We start from the raw sequence: 12,623 nt of genomic DNA on the forward strand, positions 1-12,623 counted from the left end.
AATATATTGTGAGGTCTAAAAAAATGAAAAAATGTTCAAGTAATTACAGTTGTCCTATAGAAGCAACACTTGCATTGATTGGTGGTAAATACAAGACACTTATTCTTTGGCATCTTAAAGATACCACATTAAGATTTAATGAACTTAGAAAATTAATACCTAAAGCAACTCCTAAAATGTTAACTCAACAATTACGTGAATTAGAAGCAGATAGTTTAATTGTAAGAGTTGTTTATCCTGTTGTGCCTCCAAAAGTGGAATATTCATTATCCGATTTTGGAAAAAGCATTATTCCTATTTTAGATGTTATGTGTGATTGGGGTTCTGATTACTTAAATAATCTTTAATTTATTATAATTTAAATCCCATAGCTAATTTTACAACTTCCATATGTTCCTTGGATGTCAACATTTCTAAAAGCTTAAAAGCCACATGTGGCGCGGTTTCTGGACAATATGAAGTTATAATATTTCTATCTACAACAATTGGCTCATTGACTACATTTACATCAAATTCACTTAACTGTTTTTGTCTTTGACCATCTTTTAAATGATATGTAGTGGCTTTACGATTTTTTAAAACACCACTTTTACCAACAGGTAAAGCTGCTACACAAATAGTAGCAATTATCTTTCCTTTTGCATCAAACTCTCTTATTAAGTTTAAAAAAGATATATCATATGCTTCATCATAAAATCCAAACTCTTCAAATCCTCCAGGAATAGCTAAGGCATCATAATCATCTACACATATTTCATCTATTGTTTTGTCAACTAATATTGGAACATTAAATGTGCTTACAACTTGCTTTTTAAATCCACCAGTTACTACATCTATCTCGTAATCATAATCATTTCTGGCCCATCCCATAACATCTACAAATACGCTGAATTCCATAGTTTCAAAACCTTTTGCTAAAAAAACTAAAACTTTCATATTGTATTTTCCTCCTAAAAATATGTAATAAAGTAGGTATTAATATAATCAATATTTTAGTCTATGCTTATCTAAAAAATATCTTTGATTGTATTAATCTCCTCTTTAATTGTTGATAAAACAATGGTTGTATTAGCTTTCTGGATTCCTCTGATTTTTTTCAAAGTTATTGATATAAATTTTTCAAGTTCATTTGTGTCCTCTGCTAATACTTTTATTAAATAATCATATTCTCCTGAAATGTGATGACATTCTAATACAGTGTCATACTCTAACATAGTCTTCTTAAACTCTTCTATACTTTTAGATAAATCTGTATTGATAAATATGAAAGCTAAAAGTTTATATTTTGTTTTTTCTCGATTGATTTGAATAGTATACTTTTGAATTATATTTGACTGTTCAATTTTCTTTATCCGCTCTGAAACTGCTGGTATTGATAGATTAACTTGTCTACTTATTTCAGAAGTTGAGGCTCTACTGTTCTTTTTTAGAGAATTAATTATTTTTAAATCTATCTCGTCTATGGCTATTCACCTCCTTAATTATTTAGTATAATTCTAGCTAATAATTTAAAATAAGTAAATAATTTAAATTATTTCAATAAAATTTAATGAAAAATAGTATTTATCATTAAAATTTTAAACTAATTAAATATAATATACATAACACACTTAAAATATTTAAAGCAAGATAATGTTAGTATTTTTATTATCCATATCAACTCAATTTTTTAAGTATAAAGCTAATACTCTTTAAATTATTATTTCGTAATAATAATTTTTTTTATTTTATAAAAAAAGTAATGATTATAATTTATATATTTATAAAATTACAATCATTACTTAGTAATTAATATTAGATGTATTTCTCTATATACATATACTATATGTATTCTTTTACATACCTTTAAATTTATATATTTCTTTAAGAAACATATCTTTTGGCATAGGCTTTGCATATAAATAACCTTGTGCATAATAACAATCAATGCTCATTAAAAATTCTGCTTGTTCTATCCTTTCAACACCTTCACAAATCACCTCTAATCCTAAATCAGTTGCCATCTCAACTACTTTACTAATAATCTTACCTACCTTACCTTTTCCTTCAGAATTATCTAAGAGAGATTTATCTATTTTAAGAATATCTACAGAAACTTGATTTAGAAGATGTAATGAAGAATATCCAGAGCCAAAATCGTCAACAGAAATTAAAAAACCAAGTTCCTTAATCTCATTTATCATATCATTTGATATACTATCATTTTCAAATAGACTTTCAGTTATCTCAAGTTCAATTACACTTTTAGGTATATCATATTTAGCAAGTAAACTTTGTAATCTATTTATATAATCTTTTTTCTGAAAATGTACTCTTGATTGATTTACAGAGATTGAAATAGGTTTAACTCCAGAATCTATCCAAAACCTTGTCAACTTACATACTTCTTCTAACACAAAAAAATCAACATCTATAATTCCACCACTCTTTTCAAGTATAGGAATAAATTCTCCTGGATTCATAAATCCAAGTTCTTTATGATTCCACCTAACAAGTGCTTCTGCACCAATAATATTGTTTGTTCTCATATCAAACTTGGGTTGATAATACACCTGAAATTCATTATGTTCTAATGCATAATCTATTCTATCAACAATCTCTTTTTCTTTATTAAGACTTTCTCTGAGAGATTCATCAAAATATATAATAGATGAATTGCTTCTTTTTGCTTTTCTTCTAGCAATTTCAGCATAATCAATAGCCTTTGTAATAACAATGTCTTCCTCTTTAATAATATATACTCCAAAGTTTGCCTTTACTTTAATGCCAAATCCCTTAACTTCAAAGTATGATATACTTTTACTTATATCAATAAGAGTTAATTCCAAATCTTGTTTAAAATCATATGGTAAAAGTAAAAGAAAATGGTCTGCTTTTACATGAGCTATTAATGCCCTGTCTCCAATAACTCTATTCAAAACTGATGCAATTTCTTTTATAATCATATCGCCAGAATCTCTACCGTAATTTTCATTTATGACAGCAAACTTAGATATATCAAAAGCAATTACTGCATAAAATTTTTCTCTATGCTTTTCTAGAATTCGTGGTGCTTGTTCTTCAAATCCATTGTAATTCCAAACTCCATTTTCTATATCTTTAAATGCCAAATCAAAAATATGAGTGGAATGTCTTTTGTTGATTGCAATAACATAAGAAAGTACTGCTATTATAACTAAAAAGAAACAAAAAGAAATTAAAACTGTTTGAACTGGATGCTGATGAATATACTGTGATAAGCTAATTTTATAGTCTTGAAAAATTGTCTGCTTTGCAATAATTTCTGAACACTCATCTTTATTAAGTGCATTTATTCTCTTATCTAAAATGGAATATAATGTTGGATTTATATTTTTTCCAACACCTAAAGATATATTAGTTTTATAATCAGTAACTAGAATTGCTTTTAAATTATTATAGTCTTTTTGTATATAGTCTTCAGCAGAATATGTATTTACAAATGCAGCATCTGCATCTCCACTTTTCACTGCATTTATAGCTTTTTCTTCAGATTTATAGCTTTGAATATTGATACCTTTATAGTGTTCTTTGAGATAATCATCATTAAATATATCACTCTCAGAAACAGCCATATTATCAAATTTAGTATTTTTGTAATTTTTAGTTATTGTGCTATAGTTCAATTTCATATAAGGAGCTGTAATCTTAATTTCATTCTGCTCTGCCCATCCATAATCCGAATTAAAAAAACATATAACATCTGCTTTTCCCTCTTTTACCATATCAATGGATTCTTTATATGAATTAGATTTTACATAATCTATACTTAATCCAAGGTCTTTTACAATTAAATTAAATATATCTGGTATAATACCTTTAAGTTTACCTTTATCTAAATATGATAATGGATAGGAGTTTGGCATACTTACTACACGTATACGATTATTTCTTTTTAAGTAATCGCTTTCTTCCTTAGAAAGAATAAATGTATCTTTATTACTAGACTGATAGTACTTACTATATAAATTAAACTTATATGCTGGATTATCCATTTCAATATCTTCTAACGCTTCATTTACCTCTTGTAATAGTTCAGTATTACCTTTTTTTACAATACAATAAAATGGAGATGGAGAAAATTGAGCAATTACATTTTCATTTTTAACTTTTCTCAAACTACTAGTTAATATTGCATCTACTTTTCCGCTTTTTAATGCATTTTCCAATTCTTCCTGATTTTCAAAATATTTAGATGTGTAATTAAATCCTTTTTCACTTGCAAATTTCTTTAAATGTTCATTTCTACTATTTCCATAAAGTAGTCCAATCTTTATTCCATTAAAATTTTTATAATCATTTGGTACATACTTTGAGTTTCCACTTTTTACTGTAAGCCGTGCATAACTACTTCCCATAGGTACTTCTGAAAAATCAAATTTCTCAGCACGTTCTTTTGTATATTGTGCAGAAGTAAGTAAGTCAATCTGTCCATTTTCTAACATAGTTTGACACTCTTCCCATGTACCAGATACATATTCATATGTCCATCCAGTATGCTTTCCAATCTCATGAAGATATTCATATCCATACCCATTTCTATTTCCATTTTTATCATAATCATGATATCCTTCAAAATCAAAAAAACCTACTTTTATAACACGATTTTCTGTATTTGCAAGTGATTGTATTGGAAAACACATAAATATCATACAATTAATTAAAAATACGATGAAAATAAATCTCTTAATTGACACAAACTTTATCCCCCCTCATATAAAATCTTTGCTCAAATTATTTATAATCATTCTAATAATAAATTACTTAGATTTATATCATGCATAAACTTATAATTATACTTAATACTTAAAAAAATATATGTTTATCTAAGAATAATAAACATATATTTTTAGTGATTACTCTGAATGTATAACTTTTATATAGTCATTATATATTTTTATTTATTATAATTATATAAATATCTTAGCATACCATTGAAAGTTCAACAATACTACACCTTTGATTTTATAAGTTGCAATATTTTATGAATATACCATTCTAGGGAAAAATATATAATTTATAACAAGTAATAGAAAATATTAACTTTACCTAATTTTTTTAAATCTATTGACAAATATTTTTTTATAGCTTACAATTTTAGAGAAATTAAATATTTCGGTAGGTGAGGCTACCATAGGGATACGGGTTGCTGCCGCAAAATAGTGGAGACACTATGAGAAGGTCAACAGTTTATGTCGATTCCAAGGCATAATCTAACGCAATTTCATCGCCCTATGAAGTTAAAGCTTGAACGATGAATGAAACAGTTTGTACTGTTTTATAAATATACTTAGGTTTTTATACCTTGGTTATTTTTATATGGATTTAATTCCCTTGTCATTGCTCTTGCTTTGACAAGGGATTTTTTAATGCCTATTTGTCTATTATAGGTTTATATATTTTGAATTTAGGAGGTGGAGAAAATGGACGTAGGAAGTAGTAGTAGCATAAGCCCTGTTGGGCGAAGTAGTCACTTATTTGAAGAATACATGTACTATTTTGTACGTCTTATTTCTTCTGCCTGTTTTTAATAAATATAAAATAAGCGATGTGTTTTCGTCACAGGCTTATGTCTTTACTTCCTTTTTTCTGTACAAAACAGATAATTATTAAGGAGGATTTAGACATGATAAAAAAATTAAATAAAAAATTTATTACAAGAACTACATCTAGTTCAACTTCAAAAGAACGTTTAATTGATTCAGCTACAATGAATGCCTGTATTTTATTAAACGAATATGAAAATTCTTATAATGGCTATTGCGAAAAAATGGTTAATAAAATGCAAGATAAGTACGGTAAAAATGAAATCACTCAAAAAAATGGTGATTCTTTGATAAAAAAATTTATAAAATCTTTTATAAATCCCTTTACTATTGTACTTCTTGCTTTAGCTATAATTTCTTTTATTACAGATGTTGTTTTAGCAAAACCTAATGATAAAAACGCAACTACAGTTATTATAGTCTTAACAATGGTAACTATAAGTGGTCTATTGCAATTTATTCAAGAATCTCGCTCTGGAAAAGCAGCTCAAGCTCTAAGCGAAATGGTAAATACTACTATAGCAGTTATGCGTAATTCTAAAGAATTAGTGGAAATACCACTAAGAGAAGTTGTAGTTGGAGATATTATCCATCTTGCTGCTGGTGATATGGTTCCAGCTGATGTACGTATATTACAATCTAAAGATTTATTTGTTAGTCAGTCTTCTCTTACAGGAGAAAGTGAACCAATAGAAAAGTTTTCTAATACTAAAAAAAGTACTTCAAATAATGTTCTTGATTTAGACAACCTTGCATTTATGGGTAGTAATGTAATCAGTGGCTCAGCTGTAGCTATTGTCATTGCAGTAGGTGATTGTACTATATTTGGTTCTATTGCTCAGCAAATAACAAATAAAAAAACTATAACAAGTTTTGAAAAGGGTGTTAATTCAGTTTCATGGTTGCTTATAAGATTTATGTTTGTCATGGTTCCAATTGTTCTCTTTGTAAACGGCTTTACAAAAGGAGATTGGACAGAAGCATTTTTGTTTGCACTTTCAGTAGCAGTTGGGCTTACACCAGAGATGTTACCAATGTTAGTATCTGCAAACCTTGCAAAAGGAGCAGTTGCTATGTCAAAGAAAAAGGTTATTGTTAAAGATTTAAGTTCTATCCAAAACTTTGGTGCTATGGATATACTTTGCACTGACAAAACAGGAACTTTGACTCAAGATAAAGTAATCTTAGAATACTCTCTTGATATTCATGGCAAAGAAGATAAACGAGTTCTTCGTCATGCATTTTTAAATAGTTACCATCAAACAGGTCTTAAGAACCTTATGGATATAGCTATTATCAACCATGCAAATGAAAATGGTATGCAAGAACTTTGGAAAAACTATACAAAGATTGATGAAATCCCATTCGATTTCAATAGAAGAAGAATGAGTGTAGTAGTTAAAAATGAACTAGGAAAAACTCAGCTTATTACAAAAGGTGCTATTGAAGAAATGCTATCAATTTGCACTCATGTTGAATATAAAGGTAATATTCAGTTAATCACTAATGAAATACGTAAAGAAGTTCTTACAACTGTTTCTAAATATAATGATGAAGGTATGAGAGTTTTGGGTATTGCACAAAAAAATAATCCTTCACCTATAGATTCTTTTTCAGTTTCTGACGAAAATAACATGGTTTTAATAGGTTATCTTGCATTTTTAGACCCTCCCAAAAAAAGTACAGCTAATGCTATAAAAGCTTTACTTGAAAATGGAGTTGATGTAAAAGTCCTAACTGGTGATAATGATGCCGTAACAAAATGTATTTGTAAGCAAGTAGGTATTAAAGTTGAAAATATTCTACTTGGTTCAGATATAGAAGACATGAGTGATACTAAACTTGATGAAATGGTTAAATGTACAAGTATATTTGCAAAACTTTCTCCAGAACAAAAATCTCGTATAGTTGCATCTCTTCGTAGAAATGGTCATACTGTTGGTTTTATGGGTGATGGTATAAATGATGCTGCTGCTATGAAAGAATCTGATGTTGGAATATCTGTTGATACAGCTGTTGATATTGCTAAGGAATGTGCAAATATTATACTGCTTGAAAAAGACCTTATGGTGTTAGAAGAAGGTGTTATTGAAGGAAGAAAAACATATGCAAATATTATAAAATATATAAAGATGACAGCAAGTTCTAATTTTGGAAATATGTTTTCTGTATTAATAGCAAGTGCATTTCTACCATTTTTACCAATGTTACCAATTCAAATTTTAGTACTAAACTTAATCTATGATATCTCATGTATAACTATTCCATGGGATAATGTAGATGATGATTATCTAAAAATACCAAGAAAATGGGACTCATCATCTATAAGTAAATTTATGACTTGGATTGGTCCAACTAGCTCAATATTTGATATTACAACATATATATTAATGTACTTTTTCATATGTCCAAAGGTATTTGGCGGAAGTTTTCATAGCTTAGATACTACAAGTCAACTTGGTTTTATATCTTTATTTCATGCAGGATGGTTTGTAGAATCTTTATGGTCTCAAACATTAGTTATCCATATGATAAGAACTCCACACATTCCATTTATTAAAAGTAGAGCTTCATGGAAACTAACACTTTTAACAACAATCGGAATTACAATTGGGACTATTATACCTTATACATCATTTGGAAATTCTATTGGCATGATTCCACTTCCAGATATTTATTTTATAGGGTTAATTTTTACTATCTTATCTTATATGGTATTGGTAACTATGTTAAAAAAAATCTTTATAAAAAAATATGGAGAATTGCTATAATTTAAGTATTTATATATTGTATAGATATAAATACTTAAAAATATATTCAAATAAAAGAAGCTATTTACTTTTTTAAAATCTTGTAAGTATCTTCTATTTTATTGTAATTAATTCATATCCTTTATCTTTATTTTTATAATATAACTTAAACTTATTGTATTATAAAAGTTGTCCTGTAAAAATATCTTTTATATTGACTATGATTAAGTATTATGATAACATGATTTAAGCTATAATTAGTGATATATGTATTAAATTAAATAAGAAAAAATCAAAAGTACAATAGTACAATTTAAATATAAATGAATTAGAATTAATATTGAGATTAGGATGTGAACAATTATGATTTATATAAAATTAGTTAAACTTGTTAGAAAACTTAACTCTACACAAATGTATACGATGAAGCGTTGTGTAGAGGTTAATCTGGAAGCTTAAAGCTTCTATCTTCATCGGCAAATATAGGTTTAGTATAGTTTTTTAGCTATGCTTATTTAAATTTACCTAGTTGCCGATAGATATATAGATTTTATGGCCGTAGATAGCAATGCTTATCTATGGCCTTTTGTTTTTCCAAAAGCAGAGGTCGGCATTTTATAATGCTATTCCTCTGTTTTTTTTATTTTCATAAAATTTTTATAGTAAAAAAGGAGTTTGAATTATGAGTTTATTAAAGGTAAATAATTTATCACAATGTTTTATGGATAAATCACTGTACGAAAAAACTGACTTTGATTTATTCAAAGGTGAACATATCGGTGTGGTTGGGCAAAATGGCGCAGGTAAAAGCACCTTAATTAAAATTTTATTAGGAGAAGTTATCCCAGACACAGGAGAGGTTAAGTGGCAACCTAATATTAAAATAGGTCATCTAGACCAATATGCAGATATTAATAGAGATATAACAATATCACTGTATTTACACACTGCATTTGAAGACCTCTATACAATAGAAAAAGAAATGAATTTGCTATATCAGGAAAGTGCTATATCTGGAGATGAGCAACAACTTATTAAGGCATCAACTTATCAAGAGCAATTAATAGCAAGTGATTTCTATTCTATAGACAATGAAATAAATAAGGTAGCAAATGGTCTTGGACTAGATTCAATAGGAATGAATCGTGTTATCGGGGAACTTAGTGGAGGTCAAAGAGCAAAAGTAATTATGGCAAAATTGCTACTTTCTAATTATGAAGTTTTATTATTAGATGAACCAACAAATTTTTTAGACAAAGAACATGTTGAATGGCTTGCTAACTATCTAAATACATTTAGAGGTGCATTTATTGTAGTCTCACATGATTTTGACTTTCTAGAAAAAATCTCTACAGGTATTCTCGATATAGAATTTGGAATGATTAAAAAATATCATGGAAAATACTCAGAATTTCTTAAACAAAAATCACACTTAAGGGAGGATTATATTAGAAAATATCAAGCACAACAAAAGAAAATAGAAAAAGAAGAAACATTTATACGTAAAAATAAAGCTGGTGTAAATTCAAAAATTGCAAGAGGAAGACAAAAACAATTGGATAGAATAGAGAGAATAGCTCCTCCTAGCTTTACAGGAAAACCATGCATCCAATTTGCAGAAATTGAAATGTCTGCACAAAACTCACTTACAGTAACTAATCTTGAAGTTGGATACTATTATTCATTGCTCCCAAAATTAAATTTTTCGGTTAATGCAGGTCAGAAAGTAGTTATAACTGGATTCAATGGAATTGGTAAATCCACCTTGCTAAAAACATTGGTTAAAGATATTCCTTGTATTTCTGGAAACTTTATATTCTCAGACCAAATAAAAATTGGTTATTATGAACAGGATTTAAAATGGGAAAATCCTACTAAAACACCACTTCAAATAATGGCGGATAAGTATACAAAATTAAGTGCAAAAGAAATCAGACGTTCTTTAGCCAAGTGTGGTGTAAAAGAAGAACATGTTTCAAGAAGTGTTTCCACACTAAGTGGTGGTGAACAGTCTAAAGTTAAATTATGTTGTATGATGTTGTCCCCTTGTAATTTCTTGATTTTAGATGAGCCAACTAACCACTTTGATGCAGAAACAAAAGATGCTTTACAAAATGCTTTGAAACAATTTAAAGGAAGTATTATTTTGGTTTCTCATGAAGAAAAGTTTTATAAAGGTTGGGTTGACAAGGTATTTAATATAGAAAAACAATTGATATAAATTACTATACTGTTGGGAAATATTCTGTTTATAGATAATACTAATTATTAGTTGTTTTTAATATTTTAGTATCTCTTGTATTTGTTATATTTTAGACTGTAAATATTTTACTAAAATATAAGCATATTAATAGGCACTCATAAATGGGTGCCTAAAAATAACTATTAAAATTCAGTCTAATCAACTCTATTCACAAGCTTATATCCAAGCCCTTTGACTGTTACTAGTATTTTAGGATTTGAAGGATTATCTTCAATCTTTTCTCTTAAATGTCTTATATGTACCATAATTGTATTGTCACATATACTACTATATACGCCCCATACTTGTTCATAAAGACTTTCTTTCCCTATAATTTTATTTAAGTTTTGAGCCATATAACTTAAAAGTTGATATTCTCTACCTGTTAACTCAATTTCATTTGCATCTTTATACACACGACATCCTTCTGTATCAATTGTAATATTACCTAGTTTAATCATTGAAATTTCTGATGATGCAACACTTTGATATTGTTGTCTACGTAACTGAGCTTTGACTCTAAAAACAACTTCTCTTGGACTAAATGGTTTTGTTATATAATCATCTCCTCCACTACTAAGACCAAGTATTTTGTCAATATCATCATCTTTTGATGAAAGAAAGAGAATTGAACAATATGAAAACTCTCTAATTTTTTTGCATACTTCTATCCCATCTACATCAGGTAACATTATGTCGAGAATAACAACATCTGGACATTCTGTCTTACACAAAGAAAGTGCATCTAATCCATTATAAGCTTTAGCAATATTTTTAAAGCCATCCTTTATCAAGACTTCCTCAATTAAATTGATTATATCTCTTTCATCATCAACAAGTAATATTTTCTTATTAAAGTATGTTTCCATAGTAAAATCACTCCTAATAAAGAGTTATTATCTTTTATTTATCAATTATTTAACTTTCTGCTTTCTGCTTTCTGCTTTCTGCTTTCTGCTTTCTGCTTTCTGCTTAAAGTATATTAAAGCTATTAAATAAAATCAAGTATATATTAATTATAAATTAAATTATACTTAATAGTAATTTTTTATCATATTGTACCAAATAATAAACATATGTTATTTTGCTAAATTACTTTTAGCATTTTCAATATATTGTTTGCATATATTCCATACCTTCTCTATTATCTCTTTGTTATCGACATAAGGTGGATAAATATCATTGCTTGTCATAATTTTTATAAATGATATTGAATCATCAGCCATTTTAACAACTTTTCCTTGATGATTTACTAGTTTACCATTAATATCTGCATAAATATTAGAAGTACAAATAGAAAAGTAAGCTTCACCAATAGTTTCTGATTTTGGTATAATAAAGTTTTGTAAGAACGCAAGAAATTTCCAGTAAGAATTAAATTTTTTAATTGTTTCTTTACTCATTTTTGTTGCTGGAACCATAATTGCATTTACACTTATATTATAATGTTTGTATTCTTCTTCCATCATAGTTGTAGCCATAAGCAAAGCCATTTTAGAATCTCCATAAAGCTTATAAGGATTGTACCCTTTATCTTCTATCGTTTCACCACTCAAAACTTTAAAATTAAGTTTTCTTCTATCATCAAAGAAATGCTTTATATTTGTACTACAAACATTTAAAACTCTAGGATTCTTTGATTTAGCAAGTACATCCAATAATAAGTCAGTCATAAGAACTGGTCCAAACAGATTTATGGCAAATGTTAGCTCTATACCATCAATACTTTGTTGAAATCTTTTTTCTCCATGCCTAAAATGTCCAGCATTGTGAATTAAAATATCAAGAACATCATATTTTTTCTTATATGTATCACAAAAACTATGAATTGATTGTTTTGATGAAATATCCAGTTGAAGCAAATCTATATTATTATTTTTAGTTTTAGCAATTATTTCCTTACATACTGGTTCACTAATCTTAATGTTGCGACATGCCATTATAACTCTATAACCTTCTGATGCAAACTTAAATGCTGCTGCTTTTCCTATTCCAGAATTAGCTCCAGTTATGATTACAGTTCCTTTCATACTAGCTTCCCCCTTTTCTCAACTCTAATTATTTATT

8 protein-coding genes and 1 riboswitch are annotated in these 12,623 nt (G+C 27.8%); of the genes, 3 read left to right on the forward strand and 5 right to left on the reverse strand.

Annotation, left to right across the window (positions count from 1 at the left end):
• Positions 1-23: 23 nt before the first annotated feature.
• Positions 24-347 carry a winged helix-turn-helix transcriptional regulator gene (locus KGF50_RS05505; RefSeq protein WP_227847166.1) on the forward strand — a complete coding sequence of 108 codons (324 nt, stop codon included), beginning with the start codon at positions 24-26 and terminating at the stop codon, positions 345-347.
• Positions 348-351: 4 nt separating this feature from the next.
• On the opposite strand, the gene KGF50_RS05510 is transcribed toward KGF50_RS05505, so the two are convergent.
• The 3 genes from KGF50_RS05510 to KGF50_RS05520 form a co-directional block, all read right to left on the reverse strand.
• Positions 352-936, reverse strand: coding sequence for a DJ-1/PfpI family protein (locus KGF50_RS05510; RefSeq protein ID WP_227847167.1), 585 nt, complete (start codon positions 934-936; stop codon positions 352-354).
• A 71-nt stretch (positions 937-1,007) separates the two neighbouring features.
• Positions 1,008-1,469 (reverse strand): Lrp/AsnC family transcriptional regulator, encoded by a 462-nt coding sequence (locus KGF50_RS05515; protein ID WP_413926794.1) that lies wholly within the window; start codon positions 1,467-1,469, stop codon positions 1,008-1,010.
• A 366-nt stretch (positions 1,470-1,835) separates the two neighbouring features.
• Entirely contained in the window at positions 1,836-4,715 is a 2,880-nt protein-coding gene (locus KGF50_RS05520) for an EAL domain-containing protein (protein WP_227847168.1), read from the reverse strand.
• Between the two features lie 410 nt (positions 4,716-5,125).
• A riboswitch (M-box (ykoK) riboswitch) is annotated at positions 5,126-5,284 on the forward strand.
• Positions 5,285-5,644: 360 nt separating this feature from the next.
• Between KGF50_RS05520 and mgtA the strand changes: the two genes are divergently transcribed.
• Positions 5,645-8,335, forward strand: coding sequence for a magnesium-translocating P-type ATPase (gene mgtA / locus KGF50_RS05525; RefSeq protein ID WP_227847169.1), 2,691 nt, complete (start codon positions 5,645-5,647; stop codon positions 8,333-8,335).
• A gap of 661 nt (positions 8,336-8,996) precedes the next feature.
• Positions 8,997-10,535, forward strand: coding sequence for an ABC-F family ATP-binding cassette domain-containing protein (locus KGF50_RS05530; protein WP_227847170.1), 1,539 nt, complete (start codon positions 8,997-8,999; stop codon positions 10,533-10,535).
• 176 nt (positions 10,536-10,711) lie between these two features.
• Here KGF50_RS05530 and KGF50_RS05535 read toward each other — a convergent pair whose 3' ends face one another.
• Positions 10,712-11,425 carry a response regulator transcription factor gene (locus tag KGF50_RS05535; protein WP_227847171.1) on the reverse strand — a complete coding sequence of 238 codons (714 nt, stop codon included), beginning with the start codon at positions 11,423-11,425 and terminating at the stop codon, positions 10,712-10,714.
• A gap of 210 nt (positions 11,426-11,635) precedes the next feature.
• Positions 11,636-12,586, reverse strand: a complete 951-nt coding sequence (locus tag KGF50_RS05540) for an SDR family NAD(P)-dependent oxidoreductase (RefSeq protein WP_227847172.1) — start codon at positions 12,584-12,586, stop codon at positions 11,636-11,638.
• Between the last annotated feature and the right edge of the window lie 37 nt (positions 12,587-12,623).

It is taken from the genome of Clostridioides sp. ZZV15-6598 (genome assembly GCF_020657705.1).
In the GTDB taxonomy this organism is placed as follows: domain Bacteria; phylum Bacillota; class Clostridia; order Peptostreptococcales; family Peptostreptococcaceae; genus Clostridioides; species Clostridioides difficile_F.